At 71.7% G+C, this 19,090-nt stretch carries 12 protein-coding genes and 1 pseudogene; 5 read left to right on the forward strand and 8 right to left on the reverse strand.

Translation table 11 applies throughout. The features are described from left to right. Together ACIOWN_RS12985 and ACIOWN_RS12990 are read right to left on the reverse strand one after the other, a co-directional pair. The coding region (locus ACIOWN_RS12985; protein WP_401982151.1) for a type I polyketide synthase at nt 1–4,214 on the reverse strand (4,214 nt) is incomplete at its 3' end. Nucleotides 4,215–4,383: 169 nt separating this feature from the next. Next, nucleotides 4,384–5,418, reverse strand: coding sequence for a GDP-mannose 4,6-dehydratase (locus ACIOWN_RS12990; RefSeq protein ID WP_362353778.1), 1,035 nt, complete (start codon nt 5,416–5,418; stop codon nt 4,384–4,386). A gap of 287 nt (nt 5,419–5,705) precedes the next feature. Between ACIOWN_RS12990 and ACIOWN_RS12995 the strand changes: the two genes are divergently transcribed. Both ACIOWN_RS12995 and ACIOWN_RS13000 read left to right on the forward strand, forming a co-directional pair. Further along, a complete protein-coding gene (locus ACIOWN_RS12995) occupies nt 5,706–7,454 on the forward strand; it encodes an ABC transporter ATP-binding protein (protein WP_401982154.1) in 1,749 nt (582 codons plus the stop codon). After that, nucleotides 7,435–9,243, forward strand: a complete 1,809-nt coding sequence (locus tag ACIOWN_RS13000; RefSeq protein ID WP_401982156.1) for an ABC transporter ATP-binding protein — start codon at nt 7,435–7,437, stop codon at nt 9,241–9,243. Before ACIOWN_RS12995 ends, ACIOWN_RS13000 begins: the two co-directional genes overlap by 20 nt. A gap of 46 nt (nt 9,244–9,289) precedes the next feature. On the opposite strand, the gene ACIOWN_RS13005 is transcribed toward ACIOWN_RS13000, so the two are convergent. Both ACIOWN_RS13005 and ACIOWN_RS13010 read right to left on the reverse strand, forming a co-directional pair. Further along, nucleotides 9,290–9,610, reverse strand: a complete 321-nt coding sequence (locus ACIOWN_RS13005; protein ID WP_362353772.1) for a LysR substrate-binding domain-containing protein — start codon at nt 9,608–9,610, stop codon at nt 9,290–9,292. A gap of 208 nt (nt 9,611–9,818) precedes the next feature. Beyond that, nucleotides 9,819–9,944, reverse strand: a pseudogene (locus ACIOWN_RS13010) (LysR family transcriptional regulator); the annotation flags it as partial. A 2-nt stretch (nt 9,945–9,946) separates the two neighbouring features. Here ACIOWN_RS13010 and ACIOWN_RS13015 point away from each other — a divergent pair. Further along, nucleotides 9,947–11,407 (forward strand): amidohydrolase, encoded by a 1,461-nt coding sequence (locus ACIOWN_RS13015; protein WP_362353771.1) that lies wholly within the window; start codon nt 9,947–9,949, stop codon nt 11,405–11,407. A gap of 35 nt (nt 11,408–11,442) precedes the next feature. Here ACIOWN_RS13015 and ACIOWN_RS13020 read toward each other — a convergent pair whose 3' ends face one another. Beyond that, nucleotides 11,443–12,960 carry a PucR family transcriptional regulator gene (locus ACIOWN_RS13020; RefSeq protein WP_401982159.1) on the reverse strand — a complete coding sequence of 506 codons (1,518 nt, stop codon included), beginning with the start codon at nt 12,958–12,960 and terminating at the stop codon, nt 11,443–11,445. 134 nt (nt 12,961–13,094) lie between these two features. Here ACIOWN_RS13020 and ACIOWN_RS13025 point away from each other — a divergent pair, with 134 nt between their 5' ends. Both ACIOWN_RS13025 and ACIOWN_RS13030 read left to right on the forward strand, forming a co-directional pair. Further along, on the forward strand, nt 13,095–14,585 hold the full coding sequence (locus ACIOWN_RS13025) for a purine-cytosine permease family protein (protein ID WP_401982161.1): 1,491 nt from the start codon (nt 13,095–13,097) through the stop codon (nt 14,583–14,585). Continuing rightward, nucleotides 14,566–15,441, forward strand: coding sequence for a polysaccharide deacetylase (locus tag ACIOWN_RS13030; RefSeq protein ID WP_362353765.1), 876 nt, complete (start codon nt 14,566–14,568; stop codon nt 15,439–15,441). Before ACIOWN_RS13025 ends, ACIOWN_RS13030 begins: the two co-directional genes overlap by 20 nt. A 73-nt stretch (nt 15,442–15,514) precedes the next feature. Here the strand turns inward: ACIOWN_RS13030 and ACIOWN_RS13035 are convergent, their stop codons facing one another. From ACIOWN_RS13035 to ACIOWN_RS13045, 3 genes are all read right to left on the reverse strand, one after another. Further along, a complete protein-coding gene (locus ACIOWN_RS13035) occupies nt 15,515–16,348 on the reverse strand; it encodes an IclR family transcriptional regulator (RefSeq protein ID WP_362353763.1) in 834 nt (277 codons plus the stop codon). A gap of 91 nt (nt 16,349–16,439) precedes the next feature. Beyond that, a complete protein-coding gene (locus ACIOWN_RS13040) occupies nt 16,440–17,669 on the reverse strand; it encodes a M24 family metallopeptidase (protein WP_398144785.1) in 1,230 nt (409 codons plus the stop codon). A 72-nt stretch (nt 17,670–17,741) separates the two neighbouring features. Then, nucleotides 17,742–19,055, reverse strand: coding sequence for an MFS transporter (locus tag ACIOWN_RS13045; RefSeq protein ID WP_401982165.1), 1,314 nt, complete (start codon nt 19,053–19,055; stop codon nt 17,742–17,744). Between the last annotated feature and the right edge of the window lie 35 nt (nt 19,056–19,090).

Consider the following 19,090-nt stretch of genomic DNA (forward strand, 5'->3'; position numbering starts at 1 on the left):
ACCAGCACCGCACCCTCCCCACCGAACGCGGAGACCACCTCGGTGGAAGGGGCGGGACGGCGGACCAGACGGGCCGCACGCAGTTCGTCACCGCGCACCGCGAGCTGCGGCTCATCGCCCACCAGGGCGGCGGCCGGAAGGGCGGGCGTGTCCTGCTCGGCGTCGAGGTCGACGAGGAGGAAGCGGCCGGGGTTCTCGGACTGGGCGGAGCGCACCAGGCCCCAGGCCGCGGCGGCGGCCGGGTCGTGGCCGGTGGTCGCGCCCCGGGTGACCAGGACGAGCCGGGACGTGGCGAACCGCTCGTCCTGGTCGAGCCAGGTCCGTACGGCGGCGAGGGCGTCGGTGGCGGCGCGGTGCGCGGCCGTGACCGGGGCGGCGTCCGGGCCGGTGCCGGTGAGCGGCAGCAGGACGGTGTCCGGGACGGCTCCGTCGGCGGCGGCGAGGGCCGCGAGGTCCGGGTGGACGGCGAGGTCGCCGAACTGGGGCAGGGCGCGCAGGCCGAAGGCGTCCTCGCCGACGAGGGCGGCGGTGCCAAAAGCCCCGGCGGCCGTGACGGTCACCCAGTCGAGGCGGAACAGGGCGTCGCGGACGAGCGCGGCGGCGGCGTCGATCTCGCGGGCCGCGACGGCGCGCAGGATCAGCGAGGCGGCGGACAGGACGAGCTGTCCGGCGTCGTCGGCGACGGCGATCGCGACGGCGTCACCGGCCGCCGGGGCCAGGCGCACCCGCAGGGTGGTGGCGCCGCTCGCGTGCAGGCTGACGCCCTCCCAGGAGAAGGGCAGTCCGCCGGCGGCGCGCTCGTCGAGGTCGACGAACGACGCCGCGTGCAGGGCGGAGTCGAGGAGCGCGGGGTGCAGGCCGAAGGACTCGGCGTCGGTGTGGCCGGACTCGGGCAGGACGACCTCGGCGAACACCTCGTCGCCGCGGCGCCAGGCGGCGCGCAGGCCCTGGAAGAGCGGGCCGTAGCCGAATCCGCCGTCGGCGAGCCGGTCGTAGAGGCCGTCCACGGGCAGGGCCTCGGCACCGGCCGGGGGCCAGACGGTGGCGTCGAAGTCGGTGGCGGCGCGGGAGGGGGAGAGCACACCGGTGGCGTGGGACGTCCAGGGGGCGTCCTCGTCGGCGTCGGGGCGGCCGTAGACGGTGAGGCCGCGGCGGCCGGACTCGTCCGGGTTGCCGATCCACAGCTGCACCTGGACGCCGCCCTGCTCGGGCAGGACGAGGGGCGCGGCCAGGGTCAGTTCGTCGACGCGGTCGCAGCCGACCTCGTCGCCGGCACGGAGCGCCAGCTCCAGGAAGGCGGTGCCGGGCAGCAGGGTGGTGCCGCGGACGGTGTGGTCGGCGAGCCACGGGTGGCTGAGCAGGGAGATCCGGCCGGTCAGCAGGGCGCCCTCGGAGTCGGCGAGGGAGACCGCGGCGGACAGCAGCGGGTGGTGGGCGGCGCCGAGTCCGACGGAGCGCAGGTCGGCTGCGCTGCCCTGGACGGCGCGCGGCCAGTAGCGGCGGCGCTGGAAGGTGTACGTGGGCAGGTCGGTGCGGCGGGCGCCGGTGCCGGTGAAGCAGGCGTCCCAGCGCAGCGTGGTGCCGTGGGTGTGCAGCGCGGCGAGCGCGGCGGTGAAGGTGTGGTCCTCGGGGCGTCCCTCGCGCAGCGCGGGCACGGTGAGGGCGTCGGAGCCGGCGGCGTCCAGGCAGTTCTGCGCCATGGCGGACAGGACGCTGTCCGGGCCGAGTTCGAGGAAGGCGGTGACGTCGTGCCGGGCGAGCCAGTCGACGCCGTCGGCGAAGCGGACGGCGTGGCGGACGTGGTCGACCCAGTAGTCGGGCGAGGTGAGCTGGGCGACGGTGGCCGGCTCGCCGGTCACGTTGGACACGACGGGCAGCAGCGGGCTGTGCAGCGTGAGGCCTTCGACGACGCCCCGGAACTCGTCGAGCATCGGTGCCATGAGCGGCGAGTGGAAGGCGTGCGAGACACGCAGTCTGCTCGTCCTGCGTCCGTCGGCCGCCAGGCGGGCCGCCAGTTCGGTGACGGTGGCCTCGTCGCCGGAGAGAACGACGGCGGAGGGGCCGTTGACGGCGGCGAGGGACACCAGGTCCTCGTGGCCGGCGAGCAGCGGGGCGACCTCGTCCTCGCTCGCCTGCACGGCGACCATCGCGCCGCCCTCGGGCAGTGCCTGCATGAGGCGGCCGCGGGCGGCGACCAGGGTGGCCGCGTCGTCGAGGGAGAGCACGCCGGCGACGTGCGCGGCGGCGATCTCGCCGACGGAGTGGCCGGCCAGGTGGTCCGGCTTGACCTCGAAGGACTCCAGCAGGCGGTAGAGGGCGACCTCGACGGCGAACAGCGCGGGCTGCGCGTACTCGGTGCGGTCGAGGCGGGCGGCGTCCTCGCCCCACAGCACCTCGCGCAGCGGCACGTCCAGGTGGGGCGTGAAGGCGTCGAGGGCGGCGTCCAGGGCGGTGGCGAACACCGGGAAACGGGCGGCGAGTTCGCGGCCGGCGCCGAGGCGCTGGGCGCCCTGTCCGGTGAACAGGACGGCGAGGCGGGTCTCGGTGCGGGCGGTGCCGGTGACGGCGCCGGCCAGGGCGGCCGGGTCGGTTCCGCCGGCGATCGCGGTCAGCCGCTCGGTCAGCTCGGGCAGGCTCGCGGCGAGCAGGACGGCCCGGTGCTCGAAGGCGGTGCGGGTGGTGGCGAGCGAGTAGGCGGTGTCGAGGAGCGCGGGCGGGGTGCCGGTGCCGAGGGTGGTGAGCAGTGCGGCGGCCTGGGCGCGCAGCACCTCGGGGCTGCGTCCGGACAGCAGCGCGGGCACCACGCCGGTGACGGCGGCCGGGGTGCCCGGGGTGTCGTCCTCGGTGTCGGCGGGCTCCGGCTCGGGGGCCTGCTCGACGATGGTGTGGGCGTTGGTGCCGCTGATGCCGAAGGAGGAGACGGCCGCGCGGCGGGGGGCGCCGGTGGCGGGCCAGTCCGTGTTCTCGGTGAGGACGCGGACGGCGCCCTGGGACCAGTCGACGTGACGGGTGGGCTCCTCGGCGAGGAGGGTGCGGGGCAGCACGCCGTGCCGCATCGCCATGACCATCTTGATGACACCGGCGACACCGGCGGCGGCCTGGGTGTGGCTGATGTTGGACTTCACCGAGCCGAGCAGCAGCGGCTTGTCCTCGTCGTGGTGCCGGCCGTAGGTGGCGAGCAGCGCCTGCGCCTCGACGGGGTCGCCGAGGGTGGTGCCGGTGCCGTGCGCCTCGACGGCGTCGATGTCGCTCGCGGAGAGGCGGGCGTTGACGAGGGCCTGCTCGATGACCGCCTGCTGGGAGGGGCCGTTGGGGGCGGTGAGGCCGTTGGAGGCGCCGTCCTGGTTGACGGCGGTGCCGCGGACGACGGCGAGGATGTCACGGCCGTTGCGGATGGCGTCGGAGAGGCGCTCCAGGACGAGGATGCCGACGCCCTCGGCCCAGCCGGTGCCGTCGGCGGTGTCACCGAAGGAGCGGCAGCGGCCGTCCACGGACAGTCCGCCCTGGCGGCCCATCTCGATGAAGGTGCCGGGGCCCGACATGACGGTGACGCCGCCCGCGAGGGCGAGGGTGCACTCGCCCGCGCGCAGCGCCTGGGTGGCGAGGTGGACGGCGACCAGGGAGGAGGAGCAGGCGGTGTCGACGGTGACGGCGGGACCCACCGTGCCGAAGGTGTACGAGATGCGGCCGGACAGCACGCTGCCGGTGTTGCCGGTGAGCTGGAAGCCCTCGGCGCCGTCGGCGGGGCCGACCCGGTAGTCCTGGGCCATGGCGCCGATGAAGACGCCGGTGCGGCTGCCCTTGACGGAGGTGGGGTCGATGCCGGCGCGTTCGAACGCCTCCCAGGCGGATTCGAGGACGACCCGCTGCTGCGGGTCCATGGCGACCGCCTCGCGCGGCGAGATGCCGAAGAAGTCCGCGTCGAAGTCCGTCGCGTCGTGGAGGAATCCGCCCCGGGAGGTCGGCGAGGAGGCGAGCGCCTCCATGTCCCAGCCGCGGTCGGCGGGGAACGGGGTGACGCCGTTCTCGCCGGCCTCGACCATCCGCCACAGGTCCTCGGGGCTGCTGACACCGCCGGGGTAGCGGCATGTCATGCCGACGATGGCGATCGGTTCCTGGGCCGCCGACTCCAGCTCGCTCACGCGCCGCCGCGTGCGTCGGAGATCGGCGGTCGCAAGCTTGAGGTAATCCCGGAGCTTCTGTTCGTTGTCCATCCTCAACCCATCCCGACGGCCGACGGCCGTACACGCATCGCCGAAATTCCTGCATCGTGCCGCAGAAGACCGACTCGCCTCATGGCTCTCCCCGGCGGGAGAAGCCATGAGGCGAGTCTGTCGGGAAGTCCGGCAGGAAATCCCTAGTAGTTGGAGTGGCTTTCGCCCGTTACCAGCTGTGCGTCAGCAGAAGCTCGTCGAGTTCGTTCTGCCGCGAAACCATCGCGAGGTCGGCGTCGACCATCATTCGCATGAGTTCGGGGAAATCGACACTCGGCTTCCAGCCCAGCTGGACCTGCGCCTTGGCGCTGTCGGCGCACAGCACCTCGACCTCGGCGGGACGTACGAGGTCGGGGTCGATGACGACGTAGTCCTCCCAGTCGAGGCCCACGTGCTCGAAGGCGTAGCGGACCGCGTCGCGCACCGTGTGCATCTCCCCGGTGCCGATCACGTAGTCGTCACCGGCGTCCTGCTGGAGCATCAGGTGCATGGCGCGGACGTAGTCGCCGGCGTAACCCCAGTCGCGGACCGCGTCCATGTTGCCGAGGGCCAGCTTGTCCTGGAGTCCCAGCTTGATGCGGGCGACCGCGAGGGAGATCTTGCGGGTCACGAACTCCTGGCCGCGGCGGGGGGATTCGTGGTTGAACAGCATTCCGGAGACCGCGTACATGCCGAACGACTCGCGGTAGTTGCGGGTGATGAAGTGGCCGTACGCCTTGGCCGCGCCGTAGGGGCTGCGCGGGTGGAAGAGCGTGGTCTCCCGCTGCGGCGTCTCGGCGACCTTGCCGAACATCTCCGAGGAGGACGCCTGGTAGAAGCGGATCTGGCCCTCGGGGCCCGCGGTGCGGGACATGCTCAGTCCGCTCACCATGCGGATGGCCTCGAGAACCCGCAGCACGCCCATGCCGTTCACCTCGGTGACCAGCTCGGCCTGCTGCCAGGACATCGGCACGAACGAGATCGCGCCGAGGTTGTAGACCTCGTCCGGCTGCACCTTGTCGACCGCGGAGACCAGGCTGCCCTGGTCCATGAGGTCGCCGTCCACGAAGGACAGTTCGGATACGAGCCGGCTCACCCGCGACTTGCGCGGGTTGGCCTGGCCACGGATAAGGCCCCATACCTGGTACCCCTGCGACAGCAGGTGCTCCGCCAGATAGGACCCGTCCTGGCCGGTAATTCCAGTGATCAGTGCGCGCTTGGGCATGTCATCCCCATCTCGACCGCGAAGAGACCGTCCAAACGCTGCGCTCGGTCGACGACCTCGGCGGGAGAAAGCTGTCCGGACGATAGACACCGGCACGTTCCCAAGCGGCGGAAGTCAATGTCAACGCTTCTCGGAGTTACTAGGGAATTCCCGGCGAGTGCCGATGCGGCCGGAGCGAACACTAGGGAAATCCGGGTGCGGCATGGGGTCGAATGACCCGGTCGGTGTGCCGGCCGACTCCGCTCCAATGGGCGGCTCCTGCCCACCGTCGACCGGGGTGTCATTCCGTGCTGTTGAAACTCATGGGCACACGACTGCGCCCCTACGCGAGATCCGTTGCCGCTCTGGTCGCCCTGCACCTGGTGCAGATCCTCGGCACGCTGCTGCTGCCGACGCTGGGCGCCGCGCTCATCGATGAGGGAGTCGTCCGCGAGGACAGCGACCGCATCGGCGTCATCGGCGCGACGATGGCGGTGGTGGCGCTGGTCCAGATCGCCGCGGCGCTGGGTGCCGCGGCCCTGGGCGCGCGTACCTCCACCGCCCTGGGGCGGGACCTGCGGTCCGCCGTCTTCCGCCGCGTGCTGGACTTCTCCGCCCGCGAGATCGGCCGTTTCGGCACCCCCTCCCTGCTGACCCGCTCGGTGAACGACGTGCAGCAGGTGCAGAACCTCGCCCAGTCCGGGCTCGGCATCTTCGTCGCGGCTCCCCTGATGTGCCTGGGCAGTGTGATGCTCGCACTGCGCCAGGACGTGCCGATGGCCCTGGTCCTCGTCCTGATGGTGCTGGTGGTGGGCGCCGGCTTCGGTTTCCTGCTGGCCCGCATGGCCGCGCTGTACGCCCGGCTGCAGGTGACGCTGGACCGGCTGGGACGGCTGCTGCGGGAGCGGATCACCGGCGTGCGCGTGGTGCGTTCCTTCGCCCGCGACTCCTACGAGAGCGGGCGCTTCACCCGCACCAACGACGAACTCCTCGGCCTGAACCTGGGAGTGGGCCGGCTCATCGCGGTGATGCTGCCGACGGTCCTGCTGCTGATGAACCTCTTCACCCTGGCGCTGCTGTGGGTGGGGGCCCGGCGGATCGACTCGGGCAGCATGCTGATCGGCTCGCTCAGCGCCTTCCTCAGCTATCTGTCGCTCATCCTCATGTCCGTGGTGATGCTCGCCTTCGTGTTCCTGAACGTGCCGCGGGCCCGGGTGTCCGCGGAGCGGATCACGGAGGTCCTCGAAGCGGAGACCGACGTCGTCCCGCCCGCCGCGCCGCGGCCCATGACGGGCCCCGCCGGGCAGGTCGAGCTGCTGGGTGCCGAGTTCCGCTACCCGGGCGCCGAGAACGCCGTACTGCGGGACCTGTCACTGACGCTGCGGCCCGGTGAGCGGGTCGCGATCCTCGGCAGCACCGGCTCCGGCAAGACCACGCTGCTGAACCTGATCCTGCGGCTGGTCGACGCGACCGCGGGCGAGGTACGGATCGGCGGCACGGATGTGCGGGAACTGGACCCGTCGGTGCTGGCCGGCGCCGTGGGCTACGTACCGCAGCGGCCGTACCTGTTCGCCGGGACCGTCGCGACCAATCTGCGCTTCGGCCGGCCGGACGCCACGGACGAGGAGCTGTGGGAGGTGCTGCGGGTCGCCCAGGCGGACGGCTTCGTGACCCGGCTCGGCGGCCTCGACGCGGAGATCTCCCAGGGCGGCACCACCGTCTCCGGCGGCCAGCGCCAGCGGCTGGCGATCGCGCGGGCGCTGCTGCGCCGCCCCGCCGTCTACCTCTTCGACGACTCCTTCTCGGCGCTCGACCAGAGCACGGAGGCGGCCCTGCGGGAGGCCCTCGTGCCCTGGACGGCGGGCGCCACCGTGATCACCGTGGCGCAGCGGGTGGCCTCCGTACGCGGCGCCGACCGGATCGTCGTCCTGGACCAGGGTGGCATCGCGGCCGCCGGCACCCATGACGCGCTGCTGCGTGACAGTCCCACCTACCGCGAGATCGCGCTCTCGCAGCGCACCCGAGAGGAAGCCGCTCATGGCGCCGGACGTCCCTGAGGAGCACGAATCGGACCGGCCGGTTCGCCGGCTCGTCGGTCTGCTGCGCCCGCACCGCCGGTCCGTGGGCCTCGCCCTGACGGCGGGTGTCGTCGGCATCCTTCTCAACGCCTTCGGCCCGCTGCTGCTGGGCCGCGTCACGGACCTGATCGCCGACGGGGTCCTCGGGAAGGGCGGACCGGCCCCGGGCGTCGACTTCTGGGCGCTCGGCAGGCTGCTGACGATCCTGCTGGTCCTGTACGTGGCGGCATCGGTGTTCATGCTGCTGCAGAACTGGCTGGTGGCCTCGGCGGTCCGCCTGCTCATCCACGACCTGCGGCACCGGGCGCAGGAGAAACTGGCGCGGCTGCCGCTGCGCCACTTCGACCGGCAGCCGGCCGGCGAGACGCTCAGTCGCAGCACGGACGACATCGACAACCTCCAGCAGACGCTGCAGCAGACCCTGACCGATCTGATCGGCTCGGTGTTCTCGCTGGTCGTCATGTTGACCCTGATGCTGGTCATCTCCCCTTCGCTGGCCGTGGTGATGCTGCTGAGCGTCCCGGTGTCGGGGCTGCTCGCCGCCTGGATCGCCAAGCGGGCCCAGCCGCGGTACGCCGCCCAGTGGTCCGCCAGCGGCAGTCTGACCGCGCATGTCGAGGAGATGTGCGCCGGGCACGCGCTGGTGAAGGCCTTCGACCGGCGGGCGGAGGCCGAGCGGCGCTTCGACGAGCGCAACGAGGCGGTGTACCGGGCCGGTGCCGGAGCGCAGTTCGCGTCCGGCGCGATCGAGCCCGTGATGATGTTCGTCGCCAACCTCGGCTATGTCGCGGTCGCCGTCGTCGGTGCCTGGAAGGTCGTGAACGGCTCGCTGACCCTGGGCGATGTGCAGGCGTTCATCCTGTACGCGCGGCAGTTCAGCCAGCCGATCGTGGAGATCGCCTCGGTCGCGGGCCGGCTCCAGTCCGGGGTGGCCTCGGCGCAGCGGGTGTTCACGCTGCTCGACGCTCCGGAGCAGGAACCCGAGCCGCGCGGCCCGCTCAGTCCGAGGCGCGCCGAGGGCCGGGTGGAGTTCCAGGACGTGTCGTTCCGCTACTCCCCCGACGTGCCGCTCATCGAGGGGCTGTCCCTGTCCGTGGAACCCGGCAGCACCGTCGCGATCGTCGGCCCGAGCGGCGCCGGCAAGACCACGGTCGCCAACCTGCTGATGCGCTTCTACGAGATCGACTCGGGCCGCATCCTCCTGGACGGCACCGACACCGCCGCGATGAATCGCGACGACCTGCGTTCCCGCTTCGGCCTCGTCCTCCAGGACACCTGGCTGTTCAAGGGCACCGTCGCCGAGAACATCGCCTACGGATCCCCCGGCGCGACCCGCGCGGACGTCGTGGAGGCGGCCCGCGCGACCTGCGCCGACCGCTTCATCCGCACCCTGTCGCAGGGGTACGACACGGTCCTGGACGACGAGTTTGGGGGCGTCAGCGCCGGGGAGAAGCAGCTGATCACGATCGCGAGGGCGTTCCTCGCCCGGCCCGCCGTGCTCGTCCTGGACGAGGCGACCAGCTCCGTGGACACCCGCACCGAGCTGCTGATCCAGCGGGCCATGAACTCCCTGCGGGCGGGCCGGACGAGCTTCGTGATCGCCCACCGCCTGTCCACCGTCCGCGACGCCGACGTCATCGTCGTCATGGACTCCGGCCGCATAGTCGAACAGGGCACCCACGACCAACTCCTCGCGGCGCGGGGCGCGTACGCCCGCCTGCACGCCGCCCGCGCGAACGCCCCGACGGCCGAGGTACCGGCGGGCTGACCGGCCGACCGGCCGACCGGCTGACCGGCTGACCGGCTGACCGCGATCACAGCCCCGGGAACCGCCGCCCGCGTTCGTCGCAGTGGTCCCGCAGGCCGTCCACCAGGGCGTGGATCGCGGTCCTGGCGTAGTGCGAGGCGTCCCACCCCGCGTACAGCGGGACCGTCAGTGGCCCGTCGGCGGTCCGCACGATCAGTTCCGCGAGCCCGAAGCGGGCGTCGTCCGTGACCAGGCAGGCCCCCCGGCCGGCCGCGGCGAGCGCCTGCGCGAAGGCCGAGGAGCCGGTCTCCGACACCCCGGCGGGTGTGAGGCCCGCACGGCTGATGGCCTCGTCCACGACGAGGCGGGCCACGTTGGAGCGGGTCATCAGGATGAGCGGTTCGGTGACCAGTTCGTCGAGAGTGATCGTGGTGCGCCACGGTGAAGGCCGCGGCCTCGCCCTGCCCGGCGGCCGCCATCGTCTCGGCGGCCTGCTCGGCACGGCGCACCAGGTCCTGGGCGATGGGCCGAAAGCGGCGGCCCGCGGCGTTCAACGTCAGGGAGCCGGGGCGGCGCGTGAACAGCGACACGCCCAAGTCCTTCTCCAGCGCGCTCAGTTGACGCGAGAGGGACGGCTGGGCGACATGCACCTTGCGAGCCGCGGCGGTGACCGAGTCGGACTCGGCGACGGCGAGGAAGTAGCGCAGCACGCGCAGCTCCATGAGTGACCTCCGGCCCTTCGCGCAGGCTGCGCGAGCTGGACCTCTCGTACGTGGCCGTGCCCAGCCTGGACGCGCTGTACGCCGCGGTCGCGAAGCGGGCCGCGGAACTGCCCGAGGGCTCCTGGGTGCTCGGCGCGGGCTACGACCAGAACAAGATCGGCGCCCACCCGACCGCCGAGGCCCTCGACAAAGCGGCCGGAGGCCGTCCGGTCTGGCTGGTGCACACCTCCCACCACATGGCCGTCGCCAATACGGCGGCGTTCGCGCTGGCCGGGCACACCGACCTGGCCGACGTGCCCGACGTGCCCGGTGGTCATGTCGTACGCGACGCGGAAGGACGGGCCGAGGGGCTGCTCCAGGAGACCGCGACGCGCCTGGTCGAGCGGGTGCTGCGCCCGGAGCCGGCGAAGGAGTGGACCGCCCACATCGCCGCCGGCGCGCGGGCCGCCCTCGAAGTGGGCCTGACCAGCGTCACGGAGCCGGGCATCGGCGCCGTCGACGGCATCGGCAACGGGCCCGCCGACCTGGACGCCTACCTCCGCGTACGCGAACGGGGCCTGCTCGGCGTGCGGATGACGGTCATGCCGTACATCACCACGCTGCACGACTGCGGCGCCTTCGAACCGGGCGCCGGCTGGTACGGACTCGACCTCGGCCTGCGCACCGGGCTCGGCGACGAGTGGCTGCGGATCGGGCCGACCAAGATGATGTCGGACGGCTCGCTGATCGGCCGGTCGGCGGCGATGTGCTGCGACTACCACGACGCGCCCGGCAACAGCGGACTGCTCCAGCACGAGCCCGGGCAGATCCGCCGCTACATCACCGAGGCGCACCGCTGCGGCTGGCAGATCGCCACGCACGCCATCGGGGACGCCGCCCTCGACGTCGTGCTCGACGCGTACGAGGAGGCGCAGCGGCTGCATCCGCGCGCCGATGTCCGCCACCGCGTCGAGCACGCGGCCGTGACCAGCGACGCGCAGGTCGCCCGCATCGCCCGGCTCGGCCTGATCCCGGTACCGCAGGGCCGGTTCCTGTCCGAGATCGGCGACGGGCTCCTCACCGCGCTCGGTCCGGCCCGCAGCCAACTGGCGTACCGCATGCGGTCGTTCCTCGACGCGGGTGTGGTGCTTCCCGGCTCGTCGGACGCCCCCGTGGTCGCCTCCGACCCGCTCCTCGGCATCGCCGACATGGTCAACCGCCGCACGGCCTCGGGCGTCCCGATCGGCCCGCACGAGGCGGTCACGGCCCGGCAGGCGCTGCACGCGTACACGGTCGGCTCGGCCCACGCCGTCCACGAGGAGCACATCAAGGGCACCCTGGCCCGCGGCATGCTCGCCGACTTCGCGGTCCTCAGCGACGACCTCCTCGGCGTGGCCCCGGACCGCATCGCCGCCCTGACGGTAGGGGCCACGGTCGTCGGCGGACGGGTGGCGTACGACGCGGGCGCCCTGAGGTCCGCCTGACGCCGCCACGCGCACCACCCGGAGCAAGGCCGCGGTCAGAGAAGCCGGCGGTGGGCGCGCAACGCCAGGTGCACGGCGAGTGCCCGCGGTGTTCCCACCGGGTCGCCGCCCAGGAGGTCGAAGGCGCGCTGCAGCCGCGCGTAGAGCGACTGGCGCTGCAGGTGCAGTCTGCTCGCCGTGCGGGTCTTGTTGAAGCCGGTCTCGAAATACGTCTCCAGGGTGGTGAGCAGGAGATCGCGCTCCTCGTCCCGCAGGGTGAGCAGGAGTCCGAGCTGCTCCCGTACGAGTCTTTCCGCCGGGACACGCAGTTCGTTGTCGAGCAGCAGCCGCTCGGCACTCAGCTCGGCGGCGTCGACCACACCGGCCCTGAAGGCGCGCGTGGGGCGCCGCAGACACTCCAGCGCCGCGCCCAGTGAGACGGCGGCGTCCTCCAAGGACGGCATCACCGGGCCGACCGCGATCGCCGTCCGGTCGGACGTGCGCCACTCGGTGAGGTCGGCGACGAGCCGGGTCCGGAGGTTGGCGGCCCCGTCGCGGTCACGCAGTAACACGAGCGTGTGCACGGCGAGCGGGGAAGGCACGTCGACCGCGGTCCGGCCGTAGCGGGACAACAGGTCGTCCAGGCGGCGGAGTTCGTCCGACGGCCCGGTGGCGCGCGCGGCCACCCCGATGACCGGCGCCTCGGCGCCGAGACCGATCGACATGCCGAGCCGGCGGATCCGCTGCGGGTGGGTGCCGTCGGCCGCGGCCAGCCGGACGAGTTCACTGGAGGCGAACTCGCGCGGGCCCGGCGGCCTGAAGCGCAGCAGCGCCAGCTTCAGGGCCTCGATCGTCCGGTCCTGCGCCAGTTCCAGCGTCTCGACATCCGCGTCGGCGTCCGGATAGAGCACGAGGGTCGCGGCGGGGACCCCGCGGATCGTCAGACCCGTTCCCATGCCGTCGAACGGAGTGGGCGCCTCACCGGCGGGGCCGCCCCCGGGGTTCTCCGCCGGCCTGCTGACGGCGATGAGCCGGTCGGTGGCGTCGAAGACGGCGGCCGCGGTCGACGTATGCCGTACGAGCGCGTCCAGCACCTCCTGGACGCCGCCGCCCTCGGCGAGCGCCTCGGACTGCTCGTGGGAGAGCACGCCCACCGAGCGCAGCCGCGTCACGGACGCGTTGACCAGGGCGCCGTTGATCACCTCGGCGACCTCGACGAACGGGACGACCCGCCGCAGCTCGACGACCGGGAAGTCCGCCGCGGCCGCTTCCTCGACCAGAGGTGCCGGAACCTCCAGGAGTTCGCCGCCGGTTTCGATCGCGACGCCCGCGACTGCCCGCGCGGCCAGGCTGCGGACGTACGCGCGCTGCTCGTCCTCGTCCGCGCGGGCCAGCATGGTGCCGCCGGTCAGCAGCAGCTCGCCGCCGCGCAACAGCGGTGCCACCTCGAGGACTTCGCTGGAGTGGAGCCATCGCACGGTCCGCCGCTCCAGCCCTCGCGAACCGGTCAGGACCCGCGGCTCGGCCGGGGCGAGGCTCGGATGGGCGAGGACCCGTTCCAGCGACATCAGCATGACGATTTGTGTAGCACAGAAGGACAACTGTATGACAGTTCGTTTCTTGTTCTGTGTGACCGTGGCCACCAGGATTGCCGGTCAAGCGGCCCGTCTCCGTGCGCGAAAGGCCGTCTCACCCTGGGGGTCCACCCATGTCAGCTTCCTCCGCACCCTCTTCCCCGCCACCTTCCACCGTCCCGGAGGTCGAGGCCGCGCTGCAGCCCGTCCCGGAATCCGCCCGGTCCAACAGTGTGTCCGGCCAGTTCTGGATCTGGTGCGGCGCCAACATCGCCCCCATCAACTGGGTACTGGGGGCGCTTGGCGTCAAACTCGGCCTGGGGCTGTCCGACACGCTCGTCGTGCTGGTCGTCGGCAACCTCATCGGCATGGCCTTCTTCGGCGTCTTCGTTCTCATGGGCCAGCGCACCGGTGTGACCGGCATGGTCCTGGGGCGCGCCGCCTTCGGGCGTCGCGGCAACTATCTGCCGGCCGCCATCCAGGCTTGCCTGGCGATCGGCTGGAGCTCCGTCAACACCTGGATCGTCCTGGACCTGGTCATGGCCCTGCTGGGCAAGCTCGGCCTGGTCGATCCGCACGGCGCCAACCACGCGTGGAAGATCGCGGTCGCGGCCGTGATCATGGTGATCCAGGTGTGCATCTCCTGGATCGGCTACCGCGCGATCTCCGCCTTCGAACGCTGGACGGTACCGCCCACCATCGTGGTCCTGGTGGTGATGTCGGTGGTGGCCTGGTTCTTCCTCCACATCGACTGGTCGTACGCGGGCCCGCCCGGACAGGTGCTCACCGGCAGCGCGCGGCTGGCCGCGATGACCGGTGTGATGACCGCCATCGGCATCGGCTGGGGCATCACCTGGTTCACCTACGCCGCGGACTACTCACGCTTCGTCAGCAGGGACATGCCCCGGCGCAGGCTCTACCTCGCCAGCACCCTGGGCCAGTTCATCCCCGTGGTGTGGCTGGGTGTCCTCGGCGCCACCCTCGCCACCAAGAACGGCTCCGTCGACCCGGGCCGCCTCATCGTCGACAACTTCGGGGCGCTCGCCATCCCCGTACTCCTGCTCGTCCTGCACGGTCCGGTCGCGACCAACATCCTGAACATCTACACCTTCACCGTCGCCACCCAGGCCCTCGACGTCCGGGTGCCGAGGCGCACGCTGAGCAGTGTGGTGGGTGTGCTGTCCATGGCCGCCGTGGTCTTCTTCATCTACCAGGAGGACTTCGCCTCCGTCCTCGACACCTGGCTGGTCGGCCTCGTGGCGTGGGTCTCCACCTGGGGCGGCATCATGCTCGTCCACTACTACCGCGTCGAGCGCGGCTCCATCCAGGTCGACCGGCTCTTCGACCCCGTGCGCACCCGGCGGCTGCCCGACGTCAACTGGGCCGGATACACGGCCTTCTTCACCGGCGTCTTCGCCACCTGGCTGTTCATGTACGGGATGATCCCGTTCTTCCAGGGCCCGATCGCCGTCGCCCTCGGCGGTGTGGACCTCTCGTGGCTGGCCGGCGGGCTCACCAGCGCGGCGGTCTACGCGGTGCTCGGACCGCGTGCCGCCCGCCCGGCCCGTACCTCCGCCCTCCCCTCCGTAGCGGAAAGGACCGACGATGAACTTCCCCTGGCCTGACGGCGTCCGTGCCGCCGCCGCGTTCACCTTCGACGTCGACGCCGAGTCGTGCGTCCTCGCCCACGACCCCTCGGCCTCGTCGCGGATGTCGCTGATGACCCATCAGGCCTACGGTCCGCGGACCGGCGTGCCCAGGCTGCTGCGGGTGCTGCGGCGGCAGGACGTGAAGGCCACGTTCTTCGTCCCGGGGTTCACCGCCGACACCTATCCCGACATGGTGCGGAGCATCGTCGACGAAGGTCACGAGGTGGCGCACCACGGCTATCTCCACGAGCCGATGCAGGGGATCGACGCGGCGCGGGAGGCCGAGTACCTCGACCGTGGCCTGGAAGCGCTGGACCGGCTCGGCATCCGCCCGGCCGGCTACCGCGCCCCGTGGTGGGAGATGAACTGGCACACGCCGGACCTGCTCATCGAACGCGGCTTCCGGTACGACTCCAGCCTGCTCGACGGCGACACCCCGTACCGGCTGCACGGCACCGGCACGGCGGGCGACCTGGTCGAGATCCCCGTCGACTGGGGCCTCGACGACTGGGAGCAGTACGCCTTCTACCCCGGCTGGACCGGCAGCGGGGTGATCGAGAGCCCGCGCAAGGTGCACGAGATGTGGCTGCTCGAGGCGCGGGCGCACCACGCCGAGAGCGGCTGCTTCGTCCTGACCAACCACCCCTTCATCTCCGGTCGCCCCTCCCGGGCGGCGGCGCTGGAGCGGCTGATCGAGGATGTGCGCGCCCTCGACGGCATGTGGGTCACCACGCTGGGGGAGATCGCGGCCCACACCGCCGGGGCCGTCGAGGAGGTCCGGCGCATCGACCGGATCGAGGCACCCGGCGCACTCGCGACGAGCCGGGAGTAGCGCGGGCCGGACATCGTCACACGGACGCGCCGGGCTCCCGCACAACCGCGGGAGCCCGGCGCGTGCGGCCGCTTCAGGCGGGACCGTCCCCGAGGGTTCCCGGGCCGTGGCCGCCGAGGCGCCGGGTCACCTGGCCGGCGGCGGCGCGAACCGCCTCGCCGAGTACCGGCAGTTGCTCGGGGGAGACACGGAAGCGGGGAGCCGAGGCGAGCACCGCCGCGGCCACCTCGCCACGGTGGTCGAAGACCGGTGCCGCCACGCCGACCTCCTGCAACGAGGTCTCACCGTAGTTGGTGGCGTAGCCCCGCTCGTGGGTCTCGTCGAGCCGGGTCAGGTACGCCTCGAGCGCCGCGTCGTCGAGCCCGGGGAAGACCAGCGTGCGGTTGGTCAGCAGGGCACGCGCGGTGCAGGCGGGCAGCTGGGCCAGGAACACCTGCACCGACGAGCTGGCCGCGGTGTTGTAGCGGGTGCCCAGCGGGGTGGTGTGCTTGACCTCGTGGCGGCTGGGCACCTGCTCGACGCACACGGCCTCGGAGCCGTTCCACAGCATCAGCGCCGCGGTCTCCTCGGTGCGCCGGCTGAGCTCCCGCAGCACCGGGTGGGCGACGCGGCGTACGTCGAGGTCCGCGAGCAGCGGTCCGGCCATGGCGATGACGCCCAGGCCCAGTTGGAAACGCCGGGAGTCCGCGGCCCGTTCCACCAGGCCGGCCTGCTGCAGCGTGGCGAGGATGCGCGAGACGGTGCTCTTGTGCAGCCCGACCCGGGCGGCGATGTCGGTGACCCCCAGCTGGGGCTCCTCGGCGCTGAAGCTGAGCAGTACGGAGATGCCGTTCTGCAGGACGGAGATCCCTCGGTTCTCGCCCACGCCCGTGTCGTCGCCGTTCTTGTCCGGCCGGTTGTCTGCCATGGTGCTCCCATCGTGCCGCATGGACGGCGACGGAACGGTGCCGCCCCGGCCCGAGTGGCCGGAGCGGCACCGTGTGGCGTCGGGTTCCCGGTCACACGCCCAGGATGTTGTGCTCCGGGCCGAAGGGGAACCTGGTGATGTTCTCGGCGCCGTTCTCGGTCACCACCAGGATGTCGTGCTCACGATAACCACCGGCGCCCGGCTCACCCTCGGGCACCATGATCATCGGTTCCATGGACACCACCATGTTCGGTTCGAGCACGGTGTCGATGTCCTCGCGGAGTTCGAGCCCGGCCTCCCGGCCGTAGTAGTGGGACAGCACGCCGAACGAGTGGCCGTAGCCGAAGGTCCGGTTGGGCAGCAGACCGTGACCGATGTAGATCTCGTTGAGGGTGTGGGCGATCTCGGCGCAGCTGATGCCGGGCTTGATCAGTTCCAGACCACGGCGGTGCACTTCGACGTTGATCTCCCACAGCTGAAGGGACCGGGCGTCGGGCTCGCCGTAGAAGAGTGTGCGCTCCAGGGCGGTGTAGTAGCCGGAGATCATCGGGAAGCAGTTGAGGCTGAGGATGTCGCCGCGTCCCACCTTGCGTGTGGTCGGCCAGTTGTGGGCGCCGTCGGTGTTGATGCCCGACTGGAACCACACCCAGGTGTCACGGATCTCCGTGTGCGGGTAGGCACGGGCGATCTCGCGGACCATGGCGTCGGTGCCGGCCAGCGCGACCTCGTACTCCGGGACGCCTTCACGAATGGCCGCGCGGATGGCCTCGCCGCCCAGGTCGCCGACGCGTGCGCCCTCCTTGATGAGGGCGATCTCCTCGTCCGACTTGACCATCCGCTGCCGCATGGCGGCCTGCGCGATGTCGGTGAACCCGGCGCCGGGGAAGGCGGCCTCGAACTTCCGCAGGGTGTCGAGGGGCAGGCTGTCGTGCTCGACGCCGATCCAGCGCGGAGCGACGCCCCGCCCCTTCAGCGTCTCCTGGATGACGTGGATGTAGTTGTCGCGGTGCCAGTCCGTGTACACGACATTGTCGCCGAAGGTGCGCCGCCACGGCATGCCGGCGTCGATGTTCGCGGAGACGGTGATCTGGTCGTCCCCGGTGACGATCAGCGCGTAGGGGCGGCCGAAGGAGGTGTACAGGAAGTCGGAGTAGTACTTGATGTTGTGGTACGAGGTGAACAGGACGACGTCGACGCCGGCCTCGGCCATCGCCTTGCGGAGCAACGACAGCCGGCGTCCCATCTCCGCGTCGGAGAAGGTCAGCCGCTCCTTCTCACCGTTGTGGATCAGCTTCAGGCGCTCGAGCTCGGCAGCGGACATGGGTACTCCTTTTCATGGGTTCGGCTTCTCCTCCCCGATGGCGGGGTGGAGTGGTTCGGGGTGGGACGCTTCTCATTCCTCGCGCAGCGGCTCGCGCGAGGTCTCCTTCGACCGCAGGACGGCCCACAGCGAGAACAGCGCGGCGACGACGAGATACCAGGCGGGGGCGAGGGGGCTACCCGTCCAGGAGATGAGCAGCGTGGCGACGAACGCCGCGGTGCCGCCGAAGAGGGCGTTCGCCAGGTTGAAGCTGATGGCGAAGCCGCTGTAGCGGACCCGGGTCGGGAACAGCTCGGCGAGGAAGCTCGGCAGCGTCCCGTCGTTGAGCGTGAGCATGCCGCCGAGCAGCACCTGGATGGCGATCACGGTCAGCAGTCCGGCGCCGTCCAGCAGCATGAACGCCGGGACGGTGCACAGCGTGAACAGCACGGACGCCGTGATCAGCATCTTCTTCCGGCCGAACCGGTCCGAGGCCAGGCCGGTGAAGAAGATGAAGGCGATGTACGTGGCGAGCGAGACGGTGGTGGCCAGGAACGACTCGGTGGCGCCGAAGTGCAGCTCCTCCGACAGGTACGTCGGCATGTAGCTGAGCAGCATGTAGAAGGCGACCGCGTTGAGCACGGTGGCGCCCATCGCGAGGATCAGCGGACGCCGGTTGGCGCGCAGCATCTGCCTGGCCGGGGTCGGAGCGGTCTCCTGCTGCTCCTCCAGGGCGCGGAAGGCGGGGGTGTCCTCCAGACGCAGCCGGATGTAGCGGCCGATCAGGCCCATCGGAGCGGCGAGGAGGAAGGGCAGGCGCCAGCCCCAGCTGTGCATCTCTCCCGCGGAGAGGACTCCGGTGAGCAGCGCGGCGAGCAGGGAACCCAGCAGCAGGCCCGACGCGGTACTCGCCGGAACCACGGAGGCGTACAGGCCACGTCGGCCGGAGGGGGCGTACTCGACCAGGAAGGCGGAGGCGCCCGCGTACTCACCGGACGCGGAGAAGCCCTGGACGACCCGGACCACCAGGAGCAGCGCCGGGGCGAGCAGGCCGACCGCGCGGTAGGTGGGCAGCAGGGCGATGCAGAAGGTCGCCACGGACATGATCACGATGGACAGTGACAGGGCGCTGCGCCGGCCGACCTTGTCGCCGATGTGCCCCCAGACGAAGCCGCCGAAGGGGCGGACGAAGAAGGAGACGGCGAAGACGCTGAAGGTCGCGAGCAGCGCCGTCGTGCGATCGGTATCGGGGAAGAAGACCGTGGAGATGGTCGCGGCCAGGTATCCGTAGGCGGCGTAGTCGAACCACTCCACGAAGTTGCCGATGAAACTCGCCGCCACCACGCGACGGCGCGTGGAGGGATCGACGTCGGCGTCCGGCGGGCCGGAGATGTCGGGTGGGGACATGACTGGTGCAACGGAGGAGATGGGCGGGGCGTTCT

Origin of the sequence: Streptomyces sp. NPDC087787 (assembly GCF_044743035.1) — a bacterium.
Lineage (GTDB): Bacteria > Actinomycetota > Actinomycetes > Streptomycetales > Streptomycetaceae > Streptomyces.

What these genes read in the sequence shown, in the direction of transcription:
- ACIOWN_RS12990 (WP_362353778.1), bottom strand. Translation starts at nt 5,418, where the DNA reads ATGCCCAAGCGCGCACTGATCACTGGAATTACCGGCCAGGACGGGTCC.
- ACIOWN_RS13000 (WP_401982156.1), top strand. Translation starts at nt 7,435, where the DNA reads ATGGCGCCGGACGTCCCTGAGGAGCACGAATCGGACCGGCCGGTTCGC.
- ACIOWN_RS13005 (WP_362353772.1), bottom strand. Translation starts at nt 9,610, where the DNA reads ATGACCCGCTCCAACGTGGCCCGCCTCGTCGTGGACGAGGCCATCAGC.
- ACIOWN_RS13020 (WP_401982159.1), bottom strand. Translation starts at nt 12,960, where the DNA reads ATGCTGATGTCGCTGGAACGGGTCCTCGCCCATCCGAGCCTCGCCCCG.
- ACIOWN_RS13025 (WP_401982161.1), top strand. Translation starts at nt 13,095, where the DNA reads ATGTCAGCTTCCTCCGCACCCTCTTCCCCGCCACCTTCCACCGTCCCG.
- ACIOWN_RS13030 (WP_362353765.1), top strand. Translation starts at nt 14,566, where the DNA reads ATGAACTTCCCCTGGCCTGACGGCGTCCGTGCCGCCGCCGCGTTCACC.
- ACIOWN_RS13035 (WP_362353763.1), bottom strand. Translation starts at nt 16,348, where the DNA reads ATGGCAGACAACCGGCCGGACAAGAACGGCGACGACACGGGCGTGGGC.
- ACIOWN_RS13040 (WP_398144785.1), bottom strand. Translation starts at nt 17,669, where the DNA reads ATGTCCGCTGCCGAGCTCGAGCGCCTGAAGCTGATCCACAACGGTGAG.
- ACIOWN_RS13045 (WP_401982165.1), bottom strand. Translation starts at nt 19,055, where the DNA reads ATGTCCCCACCCGACATCTCCGGCCCGCCGGACGCCGACGTCGATCCC.